The 25,645-nt window shown below is 72.5% G+C and carries 25 protein-coding genes and 1 pseudogene; 15 read left to right on the plus strand and 11 right to left on the minus strand.

What is annotated here, in order from left to right:
- The first annotated feature begins 2 nt into the window (after positions 1–2).
- The 3 genes from O4U47_RS17310 to O4U47_RS17320 all read left to right on the plus strand — a co-directional run bounded on the left by O4U47_RS17310 (position 3) and on the right by O4U47_RS17320 (position 2,901).
- Entirely contained in the window at positions 3–911 is a 909-nt protein-coding gene (locus tag O4U47_RS17310; RefSeq protein WP_270678916.1) for an ATP-binding cassette domain-containing protein, read from the plus strand.
- A gap of 69 nt (positions 912–980) precedes the next feature.
- Positions 981–1,985 carry a Gfo/Idh/MocA family protein gene (locus tag O4U47_RS17315; RefSeq protein WP_270678917.1) on the plus strand — a complete coding sequence of 335 codons (1,005 nt, stop codon included), beginning with the start codon at positions 981–983 and terminating at the stop codon, positions 1,983–1,985.
- 40 nt (positions 1,986–2,025) lie between these two features.
- Positions 2,026–2,901, plus strand: coding sequence for a sugar phosphate isomerase/epimerase family protein (locus tag O4U47_RS17320; protein ID WP_270678918.1), 876 nt, complete (start codon positions 2,026–2,028; stop codon positions 2,899–2,901).
- A gap of 96 nt (positions 2,902–2,997) precedes the next feature.
- On the opposite strand, the gene O4U47_RS17325 is transcribed toward O4U47_RS17320, so the two are convergent.
- The gene (locus tag O4U47_RS17325) at positions 2,998–3,189 is read right to left on the minus strand and encodes a DUF397 domain-containing protein (protein WP_270678919.1); all 192 of its coding nucleotides are present in this window, start codon (positions 3,187–3,189) and stop codon (positions 2,998–3,000) included.
- 14 nt (positions 3,190–3,203) lie between these two features.
- The gene (locus O4U47_RS17330) at positions 3,204–4,067 is read right to left on the minus strand and encodes a helix-turn-helix domain-containing protein (protein ID WP_270678920.1); all 864 of its coding nucleotides are present in this window, start codon (positions 4,065–4,067) and stop codon (positions 3,204–3,206) included.
- A gap of 224 nt (positions 4,068–4,291) precedes the next feature.
- Between O4U47_RS17330 and O4U47_RS17335 the strand changes: the two genes are divergently transcribed.
- Complete coding sequence (locus O4U47_RS17335; RefSeq protein WP_270678921.1) at positions 4,292–4,819, plus strand: ATP-binding protein; 528 nt, start codon at positions 4,292–4,294, stop codon at positions 4,817–4,819.
- 290 nt (positions 4,820–5,109) lie between these two features.
- On the opposite strand, the gene O4U47_RS17340 is transcribed toward O4U47_RS17335, so the two are convergent.
- Together O4U47_RS17340 and O4U47_RS17345 are read right to left on the minus strand one after the other, a co-directional pair.
- Entirely contained in the window at positions 5,110–5,688 is a 579-nt protein-coding gene (locus tag O4U47_RS17340) for a Uma2 family endonuclease (protein WP_270678949.1), read from the minus strand.
- A 112-nt stretch (positions 5,689–5,800) separates the two neighbouring features.
- Positions 5,801–7,510, minus strand: coding sequence for an ABC-F family ATP-binding cassette domain-containing protein (locus tag O4U47_RS17345; protein ID WP_408638987.1), 1,710 nt, complete (start codon positions 7,508–7,510; stop codon positions 5,801–5,803).
- A 413-nt stretch (positions 7,511–7,923) separates the two neighbouring features.
- Here O4U47_RS17345 and O4U47_RS17350 point away from each other — a divergent pair, with 413 nt between their 5' ends.
- From O4U47_RS17350 to O4U47_RS17360, 3 genes are all read left to right on the plus strand, one after another.
- Positions 7,924–8,205, plus strand: a complete 282-nt coding sequence (locus O4U47_RS17350) for a hypothetical protein (RefSeq protein WP_270678922.1) — start codon at positions 7,924–7,926, stop codon at positions 8,203–8,205.
- Between the two features lie 113 nt (positions 8,206–8,318).
- The gene (locus tag O4U47_RS17355) at positions 8,319–9,092 is read left to right on the plus strand and encodes an SDR family NAD(P)-dependent oxidoreductase (protein WP_270678923.1); all 774 of its coding nucleotides are present in this window, start codon (positions 8,319–8,321) and stop codon (positions 9,090–9,092) included.
- Between the two features lie 8 nt (positions 9,093–9,100).
- A complete protein-coding gene (locus tag O4U47_RS17360; RefSeq protein WP_408638988.1) occupies positions 9,101–9,883 on the plus strand; it encodes a crotonase/enoyl-CoA hydratase family protein in 783 nt (260 codons plus the stop codon).
- A 393-nt stretch (positions 9,884–10,276) separates the two neighbouring features.
- On the opposite strand, the gene O4U47_RS17365 is transcribed toward O4U47_RS17360, so the two are convergent.
- The 7 genes and pseudogenes from O4U47_RS17365 to O4U47_RS17390 form a co-directional block, all read right to left on the minus strand.
- Positions 10,277–10,990 (minus strand): GAP family protein, encoded by a 714-nt coding sequence (locus tag O4U47_RS17365; RefSeq protein ID WP_270678924.1) that lies wholly within the window; start codon positions 10,988–10,990, stop codon positions 10,277–10,279.
- A 57-nt stretch (positions 10,991–11,047) separates the two neighbouring features.
- Entirely contained in the window at positions 11,048–13,696 is a 2,649-nt protein-coding gene (lanKC, locus tag O4U47_RS17370; protein WP_270678925.1) for a class III lanthionine synthetase LanKC, read from the minus strand.
- 10 nt (positions 13,697–13,706) lie between these two features.
- A complete protein-coding gene (locus tag O4U47_RS17375) occupies positions 13,707–14,333 on the minus strand; it encodes a flavoprotein (RefSeq protein ID WP_270678926.1) in 627 nt (208 codons plus the stop codon).
- 82 nt (positions 14,334–14,415) lie between these two features.
- Positions 14,416–14,682 carry a hypothetical protein gene (locus O4U47_RS17380; RefSeq protein ID WP_270678927.1) on the minus strand — a complete coding sequence of 89 codons (267 nt, stop codon included), beginning with the start codon at positions 14,680–14,682 and terminating at the stop codon, positions 14,416–14,418.
- A 111-nt stretch (positions 14,683–14,793) separates the two neighbouring features.
- The gene (locus tag O4U47_RS17385; protein WP_408638990.1) at positions 14,794–15,399 is read right to left on the minus strand and encodes a thioesterase II family protein; all 606 of its coding nucleotides are present in this window, start codon (positions 15,397–15,399) and stop codon (positions 14,794–14,796) included.
- A pseudogene (locus tag O4U47_RS31305) lies at positions 15,281–15,562 on the minus strand (hypothetical protein); the annotation flags it as partial. The pseudogene O4U47_RS31305 and the gene O4U47_RS17385, both read right to left, overlap by 119 nt.
- Positions 15,522–16,796 carry a beta-ketoacyl reductase gene (locus O4U47_RS17390; RefSeq protein ID WP_270678929.1) on the minus strand — a complete coding sequence of 425 codons (1,275 nt, stop codon included), beginning with the start codon at positions 16,794–16,796 and terminating at the stop codon, positions 15,522–15,524. The pseudogene O4U47_RS31305 and the gene O4U47_RS17390, both read right to left, overlap by 41 nt.
- 112 nt (positions 16,797–16,908) lie before the next feature.
- On the opposite strand from O4U47_RS17390, the gene O4U47_RS17395 reads away from it, so the two are divergent.
- From O4U47_RS17395 to O4U47_RS17430, 8 genes are all read left to right on the plus strand, one after another.
- Entirely contained in the window at positions 16,909–17,361 is a 453-nt protein-coding gene (locus tag O4U47_RS17395; protein ID WP_270678930.1) for a sensor histidine kinase, read from the plus strand.
- Positions 17,358–17,993, plus strand: coding sequence for a response regulator (locus O4U47_RS17400; protein WP_270678931.1), 636 nt, complete (start codon positions 17,358–17,360; stop codon positions 17,991–17,993). Before O4U47_RS17395 ends, O4U47_RS17400 begins: the two co-directional genes overlap by 4 nt.
- A 451-nt stretch (positions 17,994–18,444) precedes the next feature.
- A complete protein-coding gene (locus O4U47_RS17405; RefSeq protein ID WP_270678932.1) occupies positions 18,445–19,506 on the plus strand; it encodes a CDP-alcohol phosphatidyltransferase family protein in 1,062 nt (353 codons plus the stop codon).
- 296 nt (positions 19,507–19,802) lie between these two features.
- Positions 19,803–21,254 (plus strand): aminobutyraldehyde dehydrogenase, encoded by a 1,452-nt coding sequence (locus O4U47_RS17410; RefSeq protein WP_270678933.1) that lies wholly within the window; start codon positions 19,803–19,805, stop codon positions 21,252–21,254.
- Between the two features lie 11 nt (positions 21,255–21,265).
- On the plus strand, positions 21,266–22,444 hold the full coding sequence (locus tag O4U47_RS17415) for an ABC transporter ATP-binding protein (RefSeq protein ID WP_270678934.1): 1,179 nt from the start codon (positions 21,266–21,268) through the stop codon (positions 22,442–22,444).
- 114 nt (positions 22,445–22,558) lie between these two features.
- Positions 22,559–23,737, plus strand: coding sequence for an ABC transporter substrate-binding protein (locus O4U47_RS17420; protein ID WP_270678952.1), 1,179 nt, complete (start codon positions 22,559–22,561; stop codon positions 23,735–23,737).
- 10 nt (positions 23,738–23,747) lie between these two features.
- Positions 23,748–24,626, plus strand: coding sequence for an ABC transporter permease (locus O4U47_RS17425; RefSeq protein WP_270678935.1), 879 nt, complete (start codon positions 23,748–23,750; stop codon positions 24,624–24,626).
- Positions 24,623–25,459 carry an ABC transporter permease gene (locus O4U47_RS17430; RefSeq protein WP_270678936.1) on the plus strand — a complete coding sequence of 279 codons (837 nt, stop codon included), beginning with the start codon at positions 24,623–24,625 and terminating at the stop codon, positions 25,457–25,459. The genes O4U47_RS17425 and O4U47_RS17430 overlap by 4 nt, the downstream gene beginning before the upstream one ends.
- The last annotated feature ends 186 nt before the right edge of the window (positions 25,460–25,645 follow it).

Consider the following 25,645-nt stretch of genomic DNA (forward strand, 5'->3'; position numbering starts at 1 on the left):
CCATGACCGACACGACACCGCGGAGCACCGCGGACACCGCCGCCGGCACCGCCGGCACCGCCGGGCCGGCCGGGGCCGACGCGCCGCTGCTGGAGCTGCGCGGCGTGGGCAAGTCCTTCGGCAACATCAGGGCCCTGTCCGGGGTCGACCTCAGGGTCGGCGCGGGAGAGGTCACCTGCATCCTCGGCGACAACGGGGCGGGCAAGTCCACCCTGATCAAGATCCTGGCCGGGCTGCACGCCCCCACCGCCGGGACCTACCGGGTGGACGGGGAGGAGGTCGCCTTCGCCTCGCCCCGCGACGCCCTGGACCGCGGCATCGCCACCGTCTACCAGGACCTGGCCATGGTCCCGCTGATGCCGGTGTGGCGGAACTTCTTCCTCGGCTCCGAGATCCGCAGGGCGTGGGGCCCCTTCTCCCGGCTCGACGTGGCGGCGATGCGGCGCGTCACCGACGAGGAGCTGAAGAAGATGGGCATCGACCTGCCCGACATCGACGCGCCCGTGGCCAACCTGTCCGGCGGCCAGAAGCAGGTCGTGGCCATCGCCCGCGCCGTCTACTTCGGCGCCCGCGTGCTGATCCTGGACGAGCCCACCGCCGCGCTCGGCGTCAAGCAGTCCGGGGTGGTGCTCAAGTACGTCAGCGCCGCCCGGGAGGCGGGGCTGGGGGTCGTGTTCATCACGCACAACCCGCACCACGCCTACATGGTCGGCGACCACTTCGTCATCCTCCGGCTCGGTGAGACGGAGCTGGACGCGCCGCGCGCGGACCTGACCCTGGAGGACCTGACCCACCACATGGCCGGGGGAGCCGAACTCGACGCCCTGGAGCACGAGCTCGCCCGGAGCGAGGGCCCCGGCGGGGGACCGGCGGTGCCGCACCCGACCGCACCGGCCGATGGCGGCTCCTGACCCCCGGCCGGTGCCTGGCACGGCACCGGCCGGGCCCGATACCCGCACCCCTGTGAGAGGAACGAGAAGATGACCGTGAACGTCGGCGTCATCGGCGCCGGGATGATCGGCACCGACCACATGCGCAGACTGGACCGGGTGGTCAGCGGCGCCCGCGTCGCGGCGGTGACCGACATCGACCCCGCACGGGCCGCCGAGGCGGCCGCCGGTGTCGGCGCCCGCGCCCTGGCCACCGACGCCGAGGTGGTCGCCGCCCCGGAGGTGGACGCGGTCCTCGTCGCCTCCTGGGGGCCCGCGCACGCCGCCTCCGTGCTGGCCGCCGTCGCGGCGGGCAAGCCGGTGCTGTGCGAGAAGCCGCTGGCCACCACCGCCGAGGACTGCCGCCGCATCATGGAGGCCGAGCGCGCGCACGGCTCCCGGCTGGTGCAGGTGGGCTTCATGCGCCGCTACGACACCGGGTACCGGGCGATGAAGGCGCTCATCGACGAGGGCGCGATCGGCGCCCCGCTGATGGCGCACTGCGCGCACCGCAACCCGACCGTGCCCGAGGCCTACCACTCGGAGATGGCGACCAAGGACACCGCCATCCACGAGATCGACACGCTGCGCTGGCTGCTCGGCGAGGAGCTGGCCACCGCCCAGATCATCCGGCCGCGCCGCACCTCCAAGCGGTTCGCGCACCTGGTGGACCCGCAGCTGCTGCTCTTCGAGACGGAGTCGGGCGCGCGCATCGACCTGGAGGTCTTCGTCAACTGCCAGTACGGCTACGACATCCGCTGCGAGGTCGTCGGCGAGGACGGCGCGGTGCGCCTGCCCGAACCCCGGGAGGCGGTCCTGCATGCGGCCGGGCGCAGCGGTTCGTCCGTGCCTCAGGACTGGAAGCGCCGCTTCGGCGCGGCCTTCGACGCCGAGGTGCAGGCCTGGGCGGACGCGGTCGCGGCCGGGCGGATCGAGGGGCCGAGCGCCTGGGACGGCTACGCCGCCGCGATGGTCGGCGACGCGGCCGTGCGGTCGCTGGAGACCGGCGAGGTCGTCCCGACGAAGGTGGAGGAGCGCCCGGACTTCTACGCCTGATGCCGACCGCCCCGCCGCCCCATTCGGAAAGGAGCCGACCGTGAAGATCGCGCTCGACCCCTACATGTTCCGCAAGCTGCCCATGGCGGAGATGGTCCGCACGGTCGCCGACATCGGCTACTCCTCCATCGAGCTGTCCCCGCGCGACGAGTTCATGCCCTTCTTCCTGCACCCCCGCGCCGACGACGAGAGGGTCGCCGAGCTGAAGGGGGTGCTGCGGGAGACGGGCGTGGAGCTGGCCAGCGTGCTCCCGCTGTACAAGTGGTCCAGCCCGGACGAGGAGGAGCGGCGCGCCGCCGTGCGCTACTGGAGGCGCATGGTCGAGGTGACCGTCGAGCTCGGGTGCACCCTGATGAACTCCGAGTTCAACGGGCGCCCGGAGCGGGCGGCGGAGAGCGAGGCCGCCTTCTGGAGGTCGCTGGAGGAGCTGCTCCCGGTGTTCGAGCGCGAGGGGATCGCGCTGAACCTGGAGGCCCACCCCGACGACTTCTGCGAAGTGAACGAGCCCGCCGTGGACCTGGTGCGGGCCATCAACAAGCCGTGGGTGAACTACCTGTACTGCGCTCCGCACACCTTCCACCTGTCGGGCGACGCCCCGGGGGCGGACGTGCGGCGAATGATGGCCTACGCGGGGGACAAGCTGAAGCACGTGCACATCGCCGACAGCTTCGACCACAAGGGGTCGAGCGGGCTGCGCTACATCCTCAACCCGCCCGGCACCCCCGCCCGGATCCACCAGCACCTGGACATCGGCCAGGGAGAGGTGGACTGGGACGCGTTCTTCGGCACGCTGAGGGACATCGGGTTCGACGGCGTGGCCACCGTGTGCGTCTTCGCCTGGGAGGAGCGCGCCCGCGAGTCGAGCGCGTTCATGCTGGAGCGCGTCACCAAGGAACTGGGGGCCCTGGTGGCGTAGGTACTGAGAGGAGACGGCGCACGACGGCCGCCGGAGAGAGGGGTTCCCTCGCCGGCGGCCGTGTCGTGTTCGAGCGCGATGAGGTGCGGTGAGTGGTCAGAGCGCGTGGCGTCGGGCGGCCGTGAGGAAGGCGGCCCACTCGGAGGAGGGGAGGAAGAGGGCGGAGGCGTCTGGGTGCTTGGAGTCCCTCATGCCCTGGAAGGCGGGGGAAGGGGCGACTTCGACGCACTCGCCTCCCTGACCTGTGCTGTACGACGATTTGCGCCAAACTCTGGGAGTGATGTCCATCGTGTGCAGACTTTCTAACGCTTGTCCGTGAACGCTGCGGCTGCCCTGTCGAGCAGGGCGATCGACCTCTCACGGTCAGGTGCCTTCATAGTGAGGTGGTCGAAGAGTGTCGTGTACATCTCCACCTCCTCGGGAGCTTCGAGGTAGATCGCTCCCATTCGATACTCGATGTAAACGACATCGCGGTCACGTGTGTCCGCGAAGCCCAGGATCGTGAAAGGCGTTTCACCTGCGGGGTGTGCACCTGCCGCGTTCGGAAGCACTTGGATCGTCACGTTGTCCAACTGTGCGAGGGCGACCAAGTGGTCAAGCTGGTCGCGCATGACCTGATGGCCGCCGATCTGACGATACAGGGCGGCCTCATTGATGATGGCCCACAGTTTTGGCGGGGTATCGCCGGTCAGACGTGCTTGACGTGCCTTCCGTACCGTGACCCTGCGATCGGCCTCTTCGGGGGACACGGCTGCGGGCTCGGCATCGATGAGGGCGCGCGTATAAGCCTCGGTCTGGAGAAGGCCGGGGATGACCTCGATCTGGTACTGGAACAGCGACTTCGCCTCGTGCTCCAGCCCCACGTATACCGAGAACCATGACGGAATCTTGTACGAGTACCGCTGCCACCAGCCCCGCTTCTTCGCGGCGCGGGCCATGTCGAGGAGTTCCTCGCGCTCCTCGGCGGTGACGTTGTAGAGGTCCAGCATCATCGCCACGGTGCCGACCTCGACGCGCACGGACGCGGATTCGATGCGGTTGACCGTCGGCGGAGCGATCCCGGCGTGCTTGGCCACCTGCTCCCTGCTGATCCCCAGCTCCTTGCGGCGCTCGCGCAGGAGGCGGGCCAGGCTCCTGCGGGCGACCGTGGGTCCTCGTCGCGTCATCCGGCGGCTCCCGTCAGCAATATTTATCTGCACTAGTAGTACTGAATCTATTGCAGGTAAAGCTAGTGCGGGTCATACTCTCACTATCGCTGTACTCGTTCGACTTCGCAGCGTTACCCGTGAAGTCGTGCCAGGAGCGCGACAACAGAACGGCCCTGCCCGGGTGGTGGAGCACCTGGGCAGGGCCTTGTCCCACTCGCCTGCCGTAACCAGGGAGTAGAACCGTGTCCACGGTAGTACCACGCCCGTCCACCACGCACCCGGGCCAGGGCTGGGGGCCCGCGCTCGACCGGATCGCCCTCGCCGGAACCCCCGACGCCTCCGCCGAACTGCGGGTGTGGGCCGCCCGCCGCCTCACCGGCTGCCCGCGCCCCTACCGCAACGACTCCGACCTGCGCGACCGGCTGGAACTCGTCGCCAGCGAGCTCGCCTCGAACGCCGTCCGCCACTCCGCCTCCGGCCGCGACGGCGGCTTCATGGTCGCCGCGCTCTTCACCCCGCACGACCGCGTCGCCCTCCGCCTCTACGACGAGGGCCCACGCCGCGAACTCCCGACCCGTCCGGCGCCTCCGCCCCCGGAGCTCGACGCACTGGACATGCACGCCGCCGAGTCGGGCCGGGGCATCGCTCTCGTCGCGCTCAGTTCCATCGGCTACGGGTTCACCGCTCCGCCCGAGCAGTCCGCCTACTCGGTCTGGGCCGAATTCGCCCCTTCCACGCGCTCTGCGGACGCTGGGGAGCGGTGGTTCTGATGCGGCGCACCAGGACCGCTCTCCGCACCCCGACCCCGTCTCCGCCCCTGGCGCATCGCGGCCGACGCGCCTGCTCCCGGGTCCGTCGCTACACGAACCCGGCCCCGGCGGCCGGTCCGGCCTCAGCCCCGGTGCGGCACCGCGTCATGCGGGGCGCGGCCCCCGTCCGCCCCGCCCCCGTGTGGCTCCTGGGCGCTGTTGCCCCGGCGCCCGCCTGACCACCGGAACCGCGGTCCGCCCGTATCCAGGAGGGGGACGGGCGGACCGCCCATGCTCCCGCCCCCGATCGCTTACAGCCGGTCGACCTCGGTGAGGTCGATGTCCACGGGGAACGGGGTGGCCACCTTCAACCGGTCGTGGTGGATCCCGGTGGGGACGTATGACGAGATGGCGGGGTCGAGTTCGTATACGTAGACGATGGGCCTCCCGCCGTCCGTCTCCACGCGCCAGAAGTGCCGGATGCCCGCGTGTGCGTAGAGCTGCGGCTTGCGCTCGCGGTCCCGGACCCGCGATTCGGGGGAGACCACCTCGACGACGAGTTCGACCGAGTCGGCGGGATAAGAGGTCTGGTCCTGCTCTGTATCGGCGGACGCCTGGACGACCATGATGTCGGGTTCCGGCCTTTGACGGGGCCCGAGAACCGTGGTCATCTCCCTGCGGACCTTGAGATCGCCAGGGCAACTCGACCGCAGCCCTGGGACGAGGATGTCGAGTATGAGCGTGTGGAACCTCTTCTGCGGACTCACGAGAACGAGGCTCCCGTCGATGAGCTCGGTGTGCGGGGGAAGGTCGGAAAGCCTGTCGAGGTCTTCGGCGGTGAACCCGTCAGGCGGCGGGATCATCCAGTCGGGGACCGGCTGAGCGCACACAGCCGCCACCTCCCATGTCGTGGCCTGTATCCACATGTTAGCCACGGAGCGGCCCGGGTGTACGAGGTCTTCGCACGATCCCGGGCCGCTCGCGACGACGTCCTACGACTTCCTACCCCCGCTCCCCGTTCTCCAGGTAGAGGTGGTCCCCTTCCCAGCTGCGGCGCAGCCAGCGGTCGTGGCTGGCGACCGCCACCGCTCCGGGCGCGGTCTTCAACGCCTCCTCCAACTCCTCGCTCAACGCCAGGGAGATGTGGTTGGTCGGCTCGTCCAGCAGCAGCACGTGCGGGGCGGCCGCCACCATCAGGGCCAGCGCCAGACGGCGGCGCTGGCCCACGCTCAGCTCGCCGACCGGGCGGCGGACGTCGCGGCGCGCCATCAGTCCCAGCTCGTCCAGCGACGGCGCGTCCGCGATCCTCAGCACCCCCTCTTCGTTCAGCCGGGCGAGCTCCGCGGTGTAGATCTCCCGCGGGGTGCGCTCCGGGTCGGGGAACTCCACGTCCTGCTCCAGCAGCGCCACCCGGGTCCCGTTGCGGACCTCGACACTGCCCGACACGGGGGCGATGCGCCCCGCCAGGACGTGCAGCAGCGTCGACTTCCCGGCACCGTTCGGCCCGGTCACCAGCAGCCGCCCGTCCGAGAGCAGGTCCAGGCGGTCGAGGCGGAGCCTGCCGGGCACCTCCAGGCCCCGCGCGCTCAGCGCCGTGCCCGCGCCCGCGGCCGCGCCGCCGGTGAGCGTCCCGGCGAACGCCAAGGGCTTGGGCGGTTTCCGCACCTGAGTGCCCTCCAGCTCCTCAAGGCGGCGCTGGGCGTTGCGCACCCTGCGGGACAACTGCTTCTGTACACGCGCCCCCTTGAAGTCGTAGAGCATCTTGCTGTTGTTGCCCAGCGGCCGCCCCGGGGCGACCTGGCGTGCGGTCACGTCCACCGACACGCGCAGGGCCCGCAGCTCCTCCTGCTCGTCCCGGTAGCGCTGCTCCCAGCGCTGGTAGGCCTTGCGCTTCTCCTCCAGGTAGAAGGTGTACGCCCCGCCGTAGTAGGTGGGGCCCTGATCGGAGGACGGGTCCAGGTCGAGCAGGCCGGTGCAGACCGCGTCCAGGAAGGCGCGGTCGTGGCTGGCCAGGACGACGGCGCCGGGGAGGTCGGACAGGAACCCCTCCAGGAACGCCACCGCCTCGTCGTCGAGGTGGTTGGTCGGCTCGTCCAGGATCAGCGCGCGCGGGCGCCGGATCAGCAGCGCGGCCAGGGCCAGCCTGCTGCGCTGCCCACCGGACATGGCGGACACGGGCCGGTCGGACTCCACATCGGCCAGGCCGAGCCCGGCGAGCACCAGTTCCGCACGGCGGTCGGCGTCCCAGACGTCCAGGGCCTCCGCGCGTTCCAGCGCCGCCGCGTAGGCCCGCTGGGCCGCGTCGCCGCCGTCCTCCAGCGCCTGGGCGCACGCGGTGAGCTCCCGCTCGGCCGCGTGCGGCTCGGACAGCGCCTCGGCGACCGCGTCCCCCAGGGTGGTGGTCTCGGTGAAGGGCGGCTCCTGGGCGAGGTACCCGGTGTCGCGGGGCCGGGACACGGCGCCGACGTCGGGGTCGGCGGTCCCGGCCAGCAGCGCCAGCAGGGTCGACTTGCCCGCGCCGTTCTCGCCGACCAGCCCGAGGCGCTGCCCCGGGGCGACGTCGAGCCGCAGGCCGTCGAGGACGGGCCGGGCGCCGTAGGCCTTGGACAGGTCGCGGGCGCTCAGCAGCGGGGTCGGGCCCTCGGCCGCGCCCCCTTCGGCGGGGGAGCGGTGGGTGCGGCGGAATCGCGGTTCGGTCGTACGAGAGGTCAAGGCCACCTCCGAGAAAGGTCGGGGCGGGCCGCGGCGCCGGCGTCCATGGGTGCCCGAGGGCGGGCCCAGACGCGCGGAGCGCGCCGGACGCCGTCGTCGAGACCACGCCGGATCAGCGAAGAGCACGTCCCGGACAGGGGACGGGCCGAAACGGACGGGAGGCGCCGGGAGGGGCCGCTCCAGCCTCAGAGGGCGAGCGGCCGCGGCTCCCGGCGCGTGGTCTCGACGGTCAGTTGCGCATCGCCGGAGACGCTACCCCGGCCCCGGGGCGAGGGCAACGGATTTTTCCGGTGGGGCGGAGCGGCTGCGCACGGCGGATGCCGGATGGCAGGCTTCAGGGCAGCGGCCGTCCCCCGGGGCTCTGGGACCCCGGGGGACGGCCGCGAACGGACCCCCTCCGGAGGAGAGAGAGCATGGCCTGGCCCCCTACGGACCCGCTCGGCAGGATCCTCATGGACCTGGCCGGAGCCAAGGTCGTCGAGTACCACGGCACCGAGCGCACCGACCGCGGCCGGGTGCACCGGATCACCACGGCGCACGGGTACGAGATCGCCCTCGCCGACGACGAGGTGCTGCCGTTCGCGGTCGGCGCGGGCGCCGCCGACTTCAACCGCACGCACGCCTACACCCTGGCCGCCGAGCTGGTCGACGAGGCCGTGTACGAGCGCTGGCAGAGCGGCTCCGACCAGGAGTGACGGACCGGTTCGGGCCCGGTGCGGGGCAGGGCGCGCCCGTCTCCGCGCCGGGCCCGCACGAAAACCGAACCCGGTTCTAGTCGTCGGCGCGGCGGGTCTGTAGTGTTCCGCACATGGATCTCAACGGAATTTCCGCCGTCGTCTCCGGCGGCGCGAGCGGGCTCGGCGAAGCGACCGTCCGGCAGCTTGCCGACGCCGGCGCCACCGTCGTGGTGGCCGACCTCAACGCCGAGCGCGGCGAGGCCGTGGCCAAGGAGGTCGGGGGCGTCTTCGTCGCCACGGACGTCTCCGACGAGGCCCAGGTGCAGGCCGCCGTGCAGGCCGCGGTCGACACCGGCCGCCCCCTGCGCGCCGCCGTGGCCTGCGCCGGGATCGGATGGGCGACCCGCACCGTGAACCGCGAGGGGCAGCCGCACGACCTGGCCAGCTATAAGAAGGTCATCGACGTCAACCTGATCGGGACCTTCAACCTGCTGCGGCTGGCGGCCGCGGCCATGTCCGAGACCGAGCCGGTCAACGAGGACGGCGAGCGCGGCGCGATCGTCAACACCGCCTCCCTGGCCGGGATCGAGGGCCAGATCGGGCAGATCGCCTACTCCTCCTCCAAGGGCGGCGTCATCGGCATGACGCTCCCGGCCGCGCGCGACCTGGCGGCCATCGGCGTCACCGTGAACACGGTGGCCCCCGGCATCCTCGACACGCCCATCTACGGGCAGGGCCCCGAGTCCGAGCAGTTCAAGGAGCGCCTGGCCGCGCCGGTGCCGTTCCCCAAGCGCCTGGGCACCGCCGACGAGTTCGGCCGCCTGGTGCGCTCACTGCTGGAGATCAGCTACATCAACGGCGAGGTCGTGCGCATCGACGGCGGCCTGCGCATGCCGCCGAAATAGGAGGGCGCATGGCAGCGGAAGAGGCGATGGGGCCCGAGGTCCGGTTCGAGGCGGCCGACGGCGTCGCCGTGGTCACCATCGACCGGCCCGAGGCGAAGAACGCGGTGAACGCCGCGGTGGCCAAGGGCATCGCCGAGGCCCTGGACGAGCTGGACGCACGCAAGGACCTGACGGTCGGGATCCTCGCGGGCGCGGGCGGCACGTTCTGCTCGGGCATGGACCTGAAGGCCTTCATGAAGGGCGAGGTGCCGGTGGTGGAGGGGCGCGGCTTCGCGGGCTTCGCCCAGCGCCCGCCGCGCAAGCCGCTCATCGCCGCGGTGGAGGGCTACGCCCTGGCCGGCGGGTTCGAGGCGGTGCTCGCCTGTGACCTGGTGGTCGCGGCCGAGGGCGCGAAGTTCGGCATCCCCGAGGCCAAGCGGGGACTGGTGGCGGCGGGCGGCGGCCTGCTGCGGCTGCACCGGCGCATCCCCCGCAACATCGCCATGGAGTTCGCGCTGACCGGCGACTTCGTCGGCGCGCAGCGGATGGCCGAACTGGGGCTGGTGAACACGGTCGTCCCGAGCGGCGGGGCGCTGGAGGGCGCCCGCGCTCTGGCGGCGCGCATCGCCGGGAACGCCCCGATGGCGGTGCAGGTGTCCAAGGAGGTCATGACGGCCTCCGACGACTGGTCCACCGAGGAGATGTGGACCCGCCAGGACGCCGTCACCGGCCCGGTGTTCGTGAGCCACGACGCCATGGAGGGCGCGGCCGCCTTCGCCGAGAAGCGCAAGCCGAACTGGAAGGGCGAGTAGCCGCAGGTCTTTCGACCCTTTCGGCGGGGCCGTCCCGGGACACCGGGGCGGCCCGTCGGCGTCCTCGCGCGGAAGCGGGCGCGGCCCCGGTGGGAGGGACGGGCGGCGGACGGAGCGCGCCGCCCACCGGGGCCGCTATTTGGCCTTCACGATGATGACGAGTGCGATCACGACGACGGTGAGGACCAGGCCGAGGGCGCCGATATTGACCTCCCACGGGCCGATGCCCACCGTTGCATCAAGGATTTCGGTCACGTCTTCGTATTCAGATCCGTGGGGGGCGATGCGGGGGTCGATGTCGGTCCGGAGAAGACAACTATGGAACACCCGGCCGCCTTGCGCATCGTTCCCCGAGAGGATCTCTGTGTCATGAGAAATATGTAGGCACGCCGTTCAGGCGGCGTCTCTGAGGGCGTCCAGAAACCGCTGGAAGAGCGTGGAGTCCGACAGGAGCAGGAATCCGGCGATCGCGAGCAGCCACGCCGTGTTCTCCTGCGCGTTGTCCCGCAGCCAGGTGTCGACCCGGTCCAGGACCGGGCGCAGCGCCCCGCGCGAGGCCTGGAACAGCAGGGTGGCCAGGAGGGCGGGGGCGACCATGACCAGGCAGTAGACCGCGAGGACGGGGGCGGCGCCGGCCCCGGTGAGCCCCTGCCCGGACAGGATGTCCATCGCGGCCAGGTAGGGGAACATGGTGGGGACCTCGAGCGCCACGGCGAGGAGCGCCACCGTGAGGACCCCGCCCGCCGACGCGTCCTCGCCGACCGCGGACTCGCGCCACCGGGTCAGGCGGCCCAGACCGGAGGCGGGCCGCCTGCGCATTCCGTACCACAGCCCGGCCAGGATGAGCGCGGCCCCGGCTGCCCCGAGCGCCGTGTCGGCGGCCGGTGAGGCCAGCACGTCGCCCAGCGGATCGCGCAGCCGGTCGACCGCGCCCGTGAGCAGCACGCCGAGCAGCAGGTAGCCGCCGCCGACGAGCGCCAGGTAGAGCAGGACGTTGCCGATCCGGGGGCCCCGGGGGGCCAGCAGGAACCAGACCGGGATCGCCAGCGTGGCGACGCTGACGGTGTCCAGGAGTGCGAGCGGGAGAAGCTGTCCGAGGGTTTCCACGTGGTGCCGTTCCTAGGTCGGGCGGTCCCGCCGGGGCGGGGCGCCCCGACGGCGGCCTCAGAAGAGCCCGGGCAGCCAGTCGTCGCGGCGGCCGGTGGCGAACGCGACGCCGGTGAGAACCCCGGCGCCGCCGGTCCGCAGGTCGCCGGAGATCCGGAAGTTCCCGGAGCCCGGGTAGTGGAGGCCGCGGCCGTTCGGCCGCAGCTCGTGCAGTCCGAGCCGGTCGGCGTGCCGCCGGACCAGGGGGTCGGCCGACGCGCCGTGGCCGTCCCGCGCGAGCTGGGCCAGCCCCGCGAGGAACCCGGCGCGGCCGCGGAACAGCCCCGCCTGCACCATGAGCTCGGGGCCCAGCGCCCGCATCAGGTCCGGCACCGAGGCGCCGCGCGGGCGCCACCCGTCGCGGCGGCCCAGCTCGGCGACGGCGAGCGCCGTGCCGCACGATCCCTCCTCCAGGTAGGCGAGGGTGCGCCTGCCCTGCTCGTTGTACTGCAGCGACCCGTCCGTGCACCGCACGTAGGCGGCCAGTTCGCGCTCCACCAGCTCCCGGGCCGTGTCCACGGCCGAGGGGTCGTCGGCCAGGACGCCGTACCGGTGGGCGGCCAGGCCGATCCCGGCCAGGCCGTGCATCAGCCCGTGGGCGGCCCCCGGCCCGCCGTCGGAGGAGTGCGGCCGGGCGGCGAGCCCGTGGGCGCGGTCGGCCAGCTCGGCGCCGATCCGTTCGGCCTCCGCCCGCTCCACGATCGGGTCGGGGCCCCCGGCCATCGCGGCGACGGCGAGGAAGATGCCGGCCGTCCCGCCGAAGACGCCGCTGCCGCAGCCGGAGCGGTCCTTGGCCAGGGCGGCGTCCACGCACCAGCGCGCGTGGTCGGGCCATCCCGCCCTCCACAGCGCGTAGCCCGCGCCGAGTTCGCTGTCGTACAGCCCGCAGTGCGGACGGTCCGTCGCGCCGCGGGCGTTGGCGAGGGTCCACTCGGCGATCCTGCGCACGAGGCCGGGCTCGTACACGCCGTCGGTGCCCAGGAGGGACCACAGGACACCGGCGCTCCCGGTGGCCAGCGACACCGGGGACAGCGAGAACCCCGTGGGGTCGCAGGGGAACAGGCGGTCGGTCCTCTCCTCGGACATGGAGGCGCGGAACCCCTCCACGACCTGCCCGGCCCACCCCTCGAACCCGAGGGCGCCGTCGAGGTGGCCGGAGGCCGCCGGGGGCGCCCCCGCGGCCCTGCCCGTCGTGGCTGGAACGGGGTCCGGTGCGGGCGCGGCGTCGGGCGTCCCGGTGCCGACGAAGGTCCGGCGGATCCGCTCCGCCCACTCGGCGGAGAGGTCGAACATCTCCCGGGCGGCCGCTAAGAACGGGGTGAGCTTGGCCGGGTCGAGCCGTAGGAGCGGGGTCAGCGGCAGGTAGCACGACAGCTCCAGCAGGCGCAGCCCGTACTCGTCGCCGTCCCGGCCCTGGCGCCGCACGTCGCTGAAGCCGGGCGCCCCGGGGAACGGCCGATGCTCGCCCAGGGGGACGCAGGCCTCAAGGTCGATGAGGGTCGCCTCGCCCTCGGGCGAGACCATGATGTTCCCGGGGTGCAGGTCCCCGATGGCGTAGCCGTGCTCCCAGGCCGCCTCCACCGCCTGGGCCACCTGTTCCAGGACCGCCTCGATCCGCTCCCGGTAGTCCTTGGCCTCGGCGGGCGCCGGAGGCGCGAAGGGGTCGGGCCGCAGCAGGTAGGGGTGGTTGGCGGCGGACCACTCCTGGAGGGTCGTGCCGCGGATGTACTCCATGGAGGTGAAGACGTGCGACTGCCAGGTGAACCGGTCGTAGACCTCGGGGAAGCCGGGCAGGCCGGAGAGGGCGCGCAGGGCCTCGTACTCGCGGGCGGCCCGCCGGACGGCGTCGCCGCCGACGAGGTCGAGCCCGGCGTAGGGGCGCGCCTCCTTGAGCACGACCCTGCGCCCTGAGCCCGAGGCGCCCTCCGAGGCGAGGTAGACGCCGCCGCCGTTGCTGAAGTGCAGGGCCTTGTCGATCCGGTAGGGCAGGCGGTCGCCGCCGTCGCGGGATCGCGGGGGCGGCCGGAAGAGGGAGGGGACGCTCACGAAGTCGGGGGCCTTGAACGGCACCGTGCGGGGGTCGGGGACCGGCCGCCCGTCGCCCCCCGTCATCGCCTGGCGGACGCGGCCCCGCTCGTCGCGGCAGTACCGGCGCACGAAGGCGCCGTACCGTGCGTGCACGACGGTGTCCCCCACCCGGGCGTCGGACAGGATCCGCGGCCCCTCGGTCCCGCGTGTGCGCTCCGCCAGCTCGGCCGCCAGCGCGACGGACTCGTGCTCGTCGGCGGGGTAGACCGCGATGCCCTTCCCGCTTCCCGACCGCGCCGCGTACTTGGCGTTGACCAGCCAGGCGTACTCGTACCGGGAGAGGAACTTGAAGGGGGCGCGCCACCGGCGGCACACGTCGGCGACGGTGTGCAGGAGCGGCTCGAAGGTGTCGGGCGTCACCGCGATGTGCAGCTTCCACCCCTGGTCGGGCAGCGGCCGGTCCTCGGGGCGGCACAGGGTCCAGATCCCGGTGCCCGAGCGGGTCCAGCCCTCGGCGTAGGGCAGGGGGACCGGCCCCTTGCGCACACGGGTGAAGCGCGGGTCGCCGGGGTCGCACCGCCAGCGGCCGATGTCGTCGTAGAAGTCGGGGTCGGCGAAGGTGAAGTAGAAGCGTTCCACACCGGGCTCCTCAGGAGGCGGGGCCGGCGGCGGGGCCGTCCTGCGGACCGCCCGTCCCCTGCCCGGCCTCTTCGAACGCGCTGACGGCCTCCCACAGGGGCGCGGCGACGTCGGCCTCGCGGCCGACGCTGCTGCTCGCCTTCTTCCGGGTGGGCACCAGCCGGTACCCGGGGACCTCCGCGAGGCGGGCGAGCACGCCGCGCACGATCGGGTTGTCGGCGACGCCCGGAGGCAGGGACGGCGCCAGGACCACGGGGACCTGGGCCCCCAGCGCGGCCAGGGTGAACGGCTTGTCCCCGGACCCCGAGGCGAGTGCGGACAGGAAGGCGACGGAGGCCGGGTAGACGATGATCCCGTCGTGGCCCTCGGCGATGGAGGTGTGCACCGGCCGCAGCCCGTCCGGGGTGGTCCAGGTGTTGGAGACCACCGGTGAACCGGTCAGCGCCGTGAGCGCGGCCGGGCTGACGAACTCCTTCGCGGAGTCGGTGAGCCCGGCGGTCACCGTGTAGTCCGGCCGGTTCGTCGCGAGCCAGTTGAGCCAGAAGGGCAGGTGGGCGGTGGACAGGGTGCCCGTCGCGATGAGGAAGAGGTCGGCCTTGCGGGACCGGGCCTCATCGTCGTGGCGGAATTCGGCCATGCGGTTCTCCAACCGGTCGGCCCGGTCTCCCGGGGTGTTCTGCGACTCCTCTCTCCCGGTGCGGAACCGACCGCCCCGGGGCTCACCGGTCCCGGTCGTCCCGGCGGTCCCCGGACCCGGACGACCGGCCGCCGAAGCCGATGTCGTCCTTGACGTCCTCGAACAGGGACTTGGGCTTGTGGCCCCGGGAGCGGCGGAACTCGTCGCCCAGGTCCAAAACGCCGATCAGGATGAGCAGAAGGCCCAGCGGACCGCCCTGGAACCAATAGAATTCGAGGTCCCAGAAGAAAATGGAAAGAATCGCGCCGGCGGCCACGAGTGCAAGTCCGATGACCGTCTTGAAGCCCATGGCTCCCCCCTTCGGAATCGTCGTCCACCACTGCCTCCCGCAGCCTAGCGCGGTCCCGGGAGGCGGGGACTCCTGCGATCCGAGGAGATCCGGCCGGGCCGGTGTACATCTTTATGCGTATTGGCGGCACAGGGCGGCGATGCCGAAAACGGCGTTCCGTATGCGGCCGGAGTCCTCCGCCAGAAGGAAGTGGCCGCCCGGGTGGAATACGACCTCCACCTCCTCGGCCACCTCCGTCCAGGGCCGGACCGCCTCGGGCGGGAAGAGCCGGTCCTCCTGGCCGCCGAAGACGTGCACGGGCACGCCCAGCGGGCGCTCCTGCGGCCGGTGGCGGTAGGAGGCGCACAGGCCGGCGTCGTCGCGTACCAGCCCCAGGAACGGCTCCAGCCACTCCGGGTTCCTGAAGAGCCACTGCGGGATCCCTCCGATCTCGTACAGGCGGCGGGCGAGTTCCCGGTCGTCGCCGGTGGAACCGAGGTCGGGACGGGGCAGGTGCGGGGCCCCGAAGGCGGCGACGGCGAGCGCCGCCGGGCGCGGCCCGCCCCCCCTCGCAGAAGCGCCGGGCCAGCAGGTAGGCCAGCAGGCCGCCCATGCTGTACCCGAACAGGACGTAGCCGCCGTCGTCCACCTCGCGCTCCAGCCGGTCGGCGAGGACGGGGACGAGCCCGTCGGCCGTGCGGTGGCGGCGCCGGCGCACCCGCCCCCGGTCGTCGGCAGTACCACCGGCGCCACCTCGACACCGTCGGGGGCGGCCCGGCTCCACGGCCGGAACAGCGAGGGGTGCCCGCCCGCGTGGTGCAGGCACACCAGGGTCACGGGCGGCCCCGTCGGGCCCGGTGTCAGCACGCGGACCCCTCCTCTCCGTCCTCTTCGGCCCCACCGTCCCCGTCGACGGCCCGCAGCAGGTGGCCGGCGAGGGCGTCGATGGTGGGGTGCTCGAACACGACCGCTTGGGGCAGGCCGACGCGCGCCGCCTGCTGCAGGCCGTGGCGGAGCCGGATGGCCGTCAGGGAGTCGAGCCCGTTGGCGAACAGGTCGCCGTCGCCGTCCACCTCCTCCGCGCGGCCGAGCACGGTGCCGACCTGCCGCCGCACCTCCCGCACCAGCAGCGCGCGGCGCTCCTCCCCACGGGCCGCGTCCAGGGCGGCCCGGAAGTCCGCCGGACGGGCCGCGGCACCCGCCGGGGGCCGGTCCGGCAGCAGGGGAAGCAGGCTGGGCAGGGTGTCGGCGGCGTGGTCGGCCAGCCGCCGCCAGTCGGTCGGCAGGACGGCGACCGGATCCGCGAACGGCCGCTCCGCCAGCAGCCCGAGGAGCGCGGCCCCGCCCTCCTCGACGGGGATGGTGCCCTCACCGCTGCGCTCCAGGTCCTCGTCCAGCCCCGCGCGGTGGCTCATCCCGGTGCCCGCCCACGACCCCCACTGGACGGCGGCCGTCGGGGCGCCCAGCGCGTTCCGGTAGGAGGCCAGGCCGTCGAGGAACGCGTTGCCCGCCGCGTAGCCCGCCTGCCCCGGCGTCCCCAGGAGCGCGGACGCGGAGGAGTACAGGACCAGGGCGTCCAGGTCCGTGTCGCGGGTCAGCAGGTGCAGGTTCCAGGCTCCGACGGCCTTGGCCGCCATGGCGCGGCGGACGCGGTCGCGGGTCTGGAGCAGGAGGGCGCCGTCGTCGAGCGCTCCGGCCAGGTGCAGCACGGCGGCCAGGGGCGGCAGCTCCGCCTCTCGCCCGACCGCGTCGAAGGCCGCGGTCATCGACTCCAGGTCGGCGGCGTCGGCGGTGAACGTCCGGACACAAGCGCCCGCGTCCCGGAGCCGTGTGATGCCCCGCGCCGTCTCGGCGCCGGGTGCGCCGCGGCCGACCAGGACGAGGTGGCGGGCGCCCGCCGCGTGCAGGGTCCGCGCCGCCTCCAGCCCCAGGCCGCCGGTCCCTCCGGTGATCAGGTAGGTGCCGTCGGGCCGGACCGGGGCGGGGGCGCCGCCCGGTGCGGGGCGCCGCGGGTGCACGCGGGCGACATGGCGCCGCTCGCGGGCGTAGCCGACCTGTTCGCGGGGAGCGGCCCGGCCCCTGCGGACAGGGCGGCGAGTTCGTCGAACAGCCGTCGCCAACCGCTTCAGCGTCATCGTCGTCCAGTCCAGCGCCCTGCTGCGCCGGGACGACCTGGACGCACAGACCCGGACGCGGCTGCTCACCCGGATCTACGACGACGGTCGGCAGGGGCTCGAGGAACTCCGCATGATGATCGACGTCCTGCGCAGGGAGACGGGCGAGGACGGCGGCGACGAGCCTTCCGTGACCGCCTTCGGCGGGGCGGAGGACATCGGGTCCCTCGCGCGGAGCCACGGCGGGGACGTGGACCTTGAGGTGTCGGGGACGGTGCGCCCCCTGTCGGCCGCGGCCGGGCACGCCGCCTACCGCATCACCCAAGAGGCGATCACCAACGCGCTCAAGCACTGCGGGGGACCCGTCTCCGTCCGCATCGCCTACCGTGAGGAAGAGGTCGAGTTGTCCATAGAGAACACGCTCTGCGGGGGCGCCCGGCCGGGGCCGCCCGGCGGCGGATTCGGCGTCCCCGGCATGCGGGAGCGCGCCGAGTTCCTGGGCGGGCGCATCACGGTCGGCCCCGCCGGGGACGGGGTGTGGCGCGTGTGCGCGGTCCTGCCCGCGCCCGTGGGGGCGGGCCGGTGATCCGCGTCGTTCTCGCCGACGACCAGGACGCCGTCCGCACCGGGCTGTCGCTGATCCTGAACGGGGCCGAGGACATCGAGGTGGTCGCCGAGGCGGCCGACGGCCAGGAGGCCGTCGACCTCGCGCACGAGCTGGTCCCGGACGTGCTGATCATGGACATCCGGATGCCGCGCAGGGACGGGATCTCCGCCACCCGGGAGATCGGACCGACCTGCGACGTCCTCATCCTCACCACCTTCGACCTCGACGAGTACGTCTTCGCCGCGCTGCGCGCCGGTGCGGCGGGCTTCCTGCTCAAGAGCACCGACAGTGACACGCTCATCCACGCCGTGCGCCTCGTCGCCCGGGGCGAGGGCATGATCGCCCCGGCCGTGACGCGCCGCCTCATCCGCTCCTTCGCGGCCTCGCCCGCGGACGCCTCCCCGGAGCCCCGGCTGGAGCGCCTGACCGGCCGCGAGCGCGAGGTGCTCAGGTGCATCGGCCGCGGGCTGTCCAACCTGGAGATCGCCGAGCGGCTGGACATGGCCGACGCCACCGCGAAGACGCATGTCAGCCGGATCCTGTCGAAGCTGGAGCTGAAGAGCCGGGTCGAGGCGGCCATCGTCGCCCAGGAACAGGAACGGGGGCTGTGAGCCCGTCGGCGTGGGCGCCTCCCCGCCGCGCGGCGTGAGCCGGGCTGGAAGGGCGGACGGCCCCGGGCCGCGAGGAGGAGGCGGGCCGCCCCGGGACGCCGGGGCGGCCCGTCGGCGTAGGCGAGGAACGGGTGCGCGGGCAGGGATGTAAGGAACCTTCACCGGTTAGTAAACCCATCTCCGACAAAGGGCGTCTTACGGGTGAAATCTGGGGGACGAGAGTTCCGTGTTCGCCGAGTCCCGGGGAGAGGCGGGCGGACCACCGATCTCCCGGCAGTGCCGAGTGCTCTGGGATGCGCAGGTCAGAGGTCCGCACAGCGAAGAGAAAGGGTGAAGCGCATCCCTCGACGGTCCGCGCTCAAATGAGCGCTGCGCCGTTCCATCCCCCGTTTCCAGGGTGCCCGACGCTGTCTTTTCCGTGCCCGCCTTCAATCACACGGAGTAGTCATCGATGCCCTTTGACGGGTTCACTCTCGCCGACGTCCGCGAGAGGACATATAAGAAGCGTGATTCGTGGTGGACGGTCTACCTCGTGGACCCCGTCGCCGCACGCCTGGTCCTGTTCACCGCGAACCGGACCTCCCTCACGCCCGACCACCTGACGACCGCCGCGCTCCTGCTGGGCTGCGCCGCCGCGTTCTCCTTCGGCCGGGCCGACGTGCTCGGGCTGGTCCTGGGGGCGGTCGTCTTCCATGTCAGCTTCCTGCTGGACTGCATGGACGGCAAGATCGCCCGCTTGAAGGGCAACGGCACGGTCTTCGGGTCCTGGCTGGACTACGTGTTCGACCGGGTGCGCGTGCTCATCTGCACGCTCGGCCTGATGGGCGGGCAGTTCGCCGCCACCGGGGACACCGTCTACATCTGGTTCGCGCTCGTCGTCGTCTTCACGGACATGTTCCGCTACCTCAACTCGCCCCAGATGGCGAAGGTCCGCAAGAAGATGCGGCGCGCGCAGAGGGCGCGGGTGCGCCGCGGGCTGACGGAGGCGGATATCGGGGACGAGGCCTTCGTCCGGGTGCTCGGCGAGAAGCGGTACGGCGAGCTGCGGCCCCGCTTCCTCGACGAGGTGCCCGACGAGGAGGCCGCCGGGGACGGCGGTGGCGCCGTCGGCGGAGAGGCGGACGGTCTCGGCGCCTCCAGGCTCTCCTACGTGCCCGAGGAGCCTCCGTCGGGCAGCCTCGCCGAGCGCTTCCCCGCCTACGCCCGCTTCCGGGACGCGCTGCTGCGCCACCGCGTCCGCCCCCACCTGTTCAGCGGCATCGAGTTCCAGATGGGCGTGTTCATCGTCGCCCCGCTGGTGGGCGCCTTCTTCCCGGGCGCCATGCTGTGGGTCGTGGGCGCCTCCTGTGCGGGCCTGCTGTTCTTCGAGTCCTTCATCGTGGGACGGCTCTGGCAGGCGTCGCGGCGCTATGAGCGCGAGGCGGTCGTCCTGGACGAGCTCGTGCTGAGCGCGGCCGGCGACGGCGCCGAGCCGCCGAACGCGGGCCGGGCCGGGGAGAAGGCCGCCGTGTAAGGGCGGTCCGAGCCGTCGCGGGGCGGGCACCGGCACCCTGCCGGCGCCCGCCCCGCGCGTCTCCGCGGCGCCGGGGCGCGGCCCCGCGGGTGCCCGCCGCGCGGCCTGAGCACCGCGAAGCGTGACGGTGACCCCGCACGCTAAAGGAAACAGTGGTTGGTGTCGCCGTCGCGTGAGGGATCGATGGCGAAACTCGATTTTTACAACGGAATCCCTTGTCGTAGGCCTGTGTGCTCTGTCAAGGTACCGAGGACAGCAAATGTGCCTTGCATCACCTTCGTCAGGGAGTGCCACGCATGACCGAGCAGGCCAGGCCGCGCCAGCTGCGGAACTTCGTCAACGGCGACCACGCCGAGGCCGCCGACGGGCGCACGAGCGACATCGTCGATCCGGCCACCGGGCGGGTCGTCGCGCAGGCGCCGGTCTCCTCGGCGGCCGACGTGGACGCGGCCTTCAAGGCCGCCCTCGCCGCCTTCGAAGGCTCCTGGCGCGACAGCACCCCCGCCGACCGCCAGATCGCCCTCAACCGGTTCGCCGACGCCGTGGAGGAGCGCGCCGACGAGCTGGTCGCCGCCGAGGTCGCCAACTGCGGCAAGCCGGTGGCCTCCACCCGCGACGAGGAGCTGTGGCAGGTCACCGACGCGCTCCGGTTCTTCGCCGGCGCCGCCCGCACCCTGGAGGGCCGGGCCGCCGCCGAGTACCTGGCCGACCACACCTCCTGGGTGCGCCGCGAGCCCATCGGCCCCGTCGGGCAGATCACCCCCTGGAACTACCCGATGGCGATGGCCGCCTGGAAGATCGGCCCCGCCCTCGCGGCGGGGAACACCGTCGTGCTCAAGCCCTCCGACACCACCCCCATGTCCACCCTGCTGCTCGCCGAGATCGCCGCGGAGTTCCTGCCCGCCGGGGTGTTCAACGTCGTCTGCGGCGACCGCGGCACCGGCCGCGCCCTGGTCGAGCACCCGGTCCCCCGGCTCATCTCGCTCACCGGCTCCACCCGCGCCGGGTTCGAGGTCGCCCAGAGCGCCTCCACCGACCTCAAGCGCCTCCACCTGGAGCTGGGCGGCAAGGCCCCGGTCGTCGTCTTCGACGACGCCGACGCGGCCAAGGCCGCCCAGGGCATCGCCGAGGCCGGGTTCTTCAACGCCGGGCAGGACTGCACCGCCGCCACCCGCGTGCTGGCCACGCCCGGCGTCTACGACGGCCTCTGCACCGCCCTCGCCGAGCGGGCGCGCACGACCCGCACCGGCGGCCCCGACGACACCGGCGCCGACTTCGGCCCGCTGAACAACCCCGACCAGCTCGCCCGCGTCTCCGGCTTCCTCGACCGGGTGCCGGGCCACGCCGAGGTGCTCGCGGGCGGGAGGCGCTCGGGCGAGGCCGGGTACTTCTTCGAGCCCACCGTCGTCGCCGGGCTCCGCCAGGGCGACGAGATGGTCACCGACGAGGTCTTCGGCCCGGTCATCACCGTGCAGCAGGTCCCCGACGAGGACACCGCCGTCGAATGGGCCAACGCGGTCCGCTACGGCCTGGCCTCCAGCGTGTGGACCCGCGACCACGCCCGTGCGCTGCGCGTCTCCCGCCGCCTGGACTTCGGGTGCGTGTGGATCAACACCCACATCCCGCTCATCGCCGAGATGCCGCACGGCGGGTTCAAGCACTCCGGCTACGGCAAGGACCTCTCCCTGTACAGCCTGGAGGAGTACACCCGCGTCAAGCACGTCATGAGCCACATCGGCCGGGACTAGGTGAGGGCACGATGGAGAGCATGACCGAGCCCACCCCCGCCGGCGCCGCCGAGGCGCCGCCCCCGACCCCCGACGTGCCCGCCATCGCGCTGGAGGGGGTCGCCAAGACCTACCGCTCCGGCCGCGAGGAGGTGCACGCGGTCTCGCGGATCGACCTGGAGATCGCCCAGGGCGAGTTCTTCTCCCTCCTCGGCCCCTCCGGGTGCGGCAAGACCACCACCATGCGGATGATCGCCGGGTTCGAGGACCCCACCGAGGGGACCGTCCGGCTCAAGGGCGCCGACGTCACCCGGGTGGCCCCGGACCGCCGCGACGTCAACATGGTGTTCCAGAGCTACGCGCTCTTCCCGCACATGAACGTCTTCGACAACATCGCCTTCGGACTGCGGCGCAGGGGCACCCCCGGCGCCGAGATCCGCAGCCGGGTCGGAGAGATGCTCGACCTCGTCGAGCTGTCCGGCCGGGAGAGGACCAAGCCCGGCCGCATGTCCGGGGGCCAGCAGCAGCGGGTCGCCCTGGCGCGGGCGCTGGTCAACCGGCCCAGCGCGCTCCTGCTGGACGAGCCGCTGGGCGCCCTCGACCTCAAGCTCCGCCAGGCCATGCAGATGGAGCTCAAGCGCATCCAGCGGGACGTGGGCATCACCTTCGTCTACGTCACCCACGACCAGGGCGAGGCGCTGACCATGTCGGACCGCATCGCCGTGATGAACAAGGGCTCCGTCGAGCAGCTCGGCGGGCCGCGGGAGATCTACGAGCGCCCGGCCTCGCGGTTCGTCGCCGGGTTCATCGGCACCTCCAACCTGCTGTCGGGGAGCGTCACCGACGCCTCGGGCGGACTGGTCACCTTCCCGGTCGGCGAGAGCGGCGCGGTCTGCGCCACCGCGGAGGCCGCCGTCGGCGCCGCGGTGGAGGTCACCGTCCGGCCGGAGAAGATCGCGCTGCACACCGCGCGCCCGGACGGCGCGGGCGCCCGCTCGCGGGTGCCGGGCACGGTCCGGGAGGTGGTGTACCTGGGCGCGTCCACGCACTACACCGTCGTCCTCGACGGCGCGGGGTCCGACGGCGGATCCGCCGCGCCGGAGCTCACCGTCTTCACCCAGAACGCCGCCGGGACCGACGACGGCCCCGGCCGCGGCGACCGGGTCTGGCTGGAGTGGAGCCCCGAGCACTCCTATGTGCTGCCCGCCTGAGGCCCCGGCGCCCGCGGACCGCACCACCGGGAACCACCATCCCCCGACACGGAAGAGAGTCCTCCCGTGAGCAGAATCGACCGCGCCCTCCTGCGAGGGATGACCCGTGCCCGCATGAGCCGCCGCGGCCTGCTGGGGGCGGCCGGGCTGGCCGCCGCCGGCGCGGCGCTGACCGGCTGCGGCGTCGGCGGGCAGGGGGCGGGCAAGGCCCCCGAGTCCGAGGACTTCTGGGCGGGCAAGGAGAGCAACGGCAAGCTGAGATTCGCCAACTGGCCGCTGTACATGGACGCCGAGCGCACCCAGCTCAAGGAGTTCACCGAGGCCACCGGCGTCAAGGTGGACTACGACGAGGCGGTGCAGGAGAACCACTCGTTCTTCGGCAAGATCCAGCCCAAGCTCGCCGACGGCGAATCCATCGGCTACGACCTCATGGTGCTGTCCACCGGCATCGAGCTGGCCAAGCTGGTCGAGCTGGGCTACCTGGCGCCGCTGGACCACACCAAGATGCCCAACTTCTCCGACTACGCCGGGGACAAGTACCAGGACCCCAGCTACGACCCGGGCAACCGGTTCACCGTGCCCTACACCTCCGGCATCACCGGCATCGCCTACAACCCCGATTACGTGGACCGGGAGATCACCAGCATCGCCGACCTGTGGCGGCCCGAGTTCGAGGGCAAGGTCGGCATGATGGCCGACCCGCAGGAGATCGCCAACTTCGCGCTGCTGCTCAACGGGGTGGCCCCGGCCGACTCCACCGAACAGGACTGGGAGAAGGCCGCCGACAAGCTCAAGGAGCAGCGCGACAAGGGCATCGTGCGCCGCTACTACCAGCAGGACTACATCCAGCCGCTGACCAACGGCGACGTGTGGCTGTCCATGGCCTGGTCGGGCGACGTGTTCCAGCAGAACGCCGAGGAGGGCGCCGGGCTGGAGTTCGTCGTCCCCGAGGAGGGCGCCACGCTCTGGAGCGACCTGATGATGATCCCGCGCACCGCCGCCAACCCGGTCGACGCCCTGATGCTGATGGACTTCCTCTACGAGCCGGACGTGGCCGCGGGCCTGGCCGAGTACATCAACTACATCCCGCCGGTGCCCGAGGTGCAGAACATCCTGGAGGAGAAGGCGGCCGACGCCTCCGGAGAGGAGAAGGAGTTCCTGGAGGACCTGGTGGGCAGCCCGCTGGTGTTCCCCACCGATGAGGACTACACCAAGCTGCACAACTACGTCCCGCTGTCGGTGGACCAGGAGGAGTCGTTCTCCCCCCTGTTCCTGTCGGTGACCCAGTCCTAGGGCGGCGCGCATGACCGACGAACGCAGACCGCGGCTCGCCACGCGGGCCGCCCCCTACCTCCTGGTCGCCCCGGCCTGGCTGTGGCTGGCGCTGTTCTTCGTGGTGCCGATCGCCACGATCCTGTCGATGTCCCTGATGAGCGGGAACCTCTACGACGGGTACTCGCTCACCTGGGAGTTCGGCAACTACGCCGCGGCGGTCGGCACCTACTGGGAGCAGATCGGCCGCTCGCTGCTGTACGGCGCCTGCGCGACCGTGCTGTGCATCCTCATCGGCTACCCGTGCGCCTACTGGATCGCCTTCCGGGGCGGGGCGTACAAGAACGTCTACCTGCTGCTGCTCCTGCTGCCCATGTTCGTGTCGTTCGTGCTGCGGACGATCTCCTGGAAGGCCTTCCTCGCCGACCAGGGCATCATCCTGGGCACGCTCAAGGGCATCGGGCTGCTGCCGGACGGCGCCTACGTCCTCAACAGCGCGCCGGCGGTCGTGTTCGGTCTGGCCTACAACTTCCTGCCGTTCATGGTGCTGCCGGTGTACGCGGTGCTGGAGCGGATGGACCACCGGGTGGTCGAGGCCGCCCGCGACCTGTACGCCGGGCCGGTGCGCGCCTTCACCCGGGTCGTGCTGCCGATGTCGCTGCCGGGCGTGTTCGCCGGGGTGATCATGACCTTCATCCCGACCTCGGCCGACTACGTCAACGCCACCGTGCTCGGCGGCGCCCACAACACCATGGTCGGCAAGGTCATCGAGAGCCAGTACCTGGTGAACAACGCCTACCCGATGGCGGCCTCCATCACCTTCGTGCTGATGGCGGTGCTGCTGGTGGGCATCTTCAGCTACGCCCGGGCGCTGGGGACCGACCGAGTGATGGAGGCGAGTGCCCGATGACCGCGACGAGCGCGCCCGCCCCGCCCGCGGCCCCCGCACCGGCCCGCGCCCGCCGTCCGCGGCGGCGCGTCGACTGGGGCAAGTACGTCACCTGGGCGGTCATCGCCTGGCTGCTGTCCCCGATCGCGTTCATGATCGTGTTCAGCTTCAACGACATCAAGGGCCGCCACAACGTGACCTGGCAGGGGTTCACCCTGCACTGGTACGCCGACGCCCTCGCCTACCCGGACCTGACGCAGGCGCTGGTGAACTCGCTGCTCATCGCCCTGCTGACGATGGTGTTCGCCGGGCTGCTGGGCGGGCTGCTGGGCCTGGCCCTGGGGCGGTACACCTTCCGCGGGCAGGGCGCCACCGACCTGGTCATGTTCTCGGCCATCTCGGCGCCCGAGGTGGTGATGGGCGCCGGGCTGCTGTCGATGTTCCTGACCATGAACATCGCCACCGGGTTCTGGACGATCGTGGTCAGCCACGTGATGTTCTCGGTGTCGTTCGTGGCGATCACCGTGCGGGCCCGGGTGCTGGCGCTCGACCCGGCCCTGGAGGAGGCCGCCCGCGACCTGGGCGCCTCGGCCTGGACCACGTTCCGGCTGGTGACCCTGCCGATGCTGGCCCCGGCGCTGATGGCCGGCGGGCTGATCGCCTTCGTGCTGTCCATCGACGACTACATCATCACCACCTTCGTCAGCGGCAACACCAGCACGTTCCCGCTGTGGATCTGGGGCACCACCCGGGTGGGCACCCCGCCGCAGGTGAACGTGATGGGGACGCTGATCTTCGCGGTCGGCGTGCTGCTCGCGGTGGTGAACGCGGCCATGGCCCGGCGCCGGGCCTGACCCGCGCCGACGCCCCGGCCCCGCCCCGGTGGCCTCTTCCCCGGGGCGGGAGCACGGGCGCCCGCCTGTCCGTTTAATCGATGAACCGTCCGCGATGGGTGATTCGGCCGGATCCCCGGCAGACCCGACCGGCCCCAGGACGCCCAGGGCCGTCCGCCGCCGAGGAGTTGAGGATTCGAAGGCTCC

It is taken from the genome of Nocardiopsis suaedae, assembly GCF_027706745.1.
GTDB classification, from domain to species: Bacteria; Actinomycetota; Actinomycetes; order Streptosporangiales; family Streptosporangiaceae; genus Nocardiopsis_A; species Nocardiopsis_A suaedae.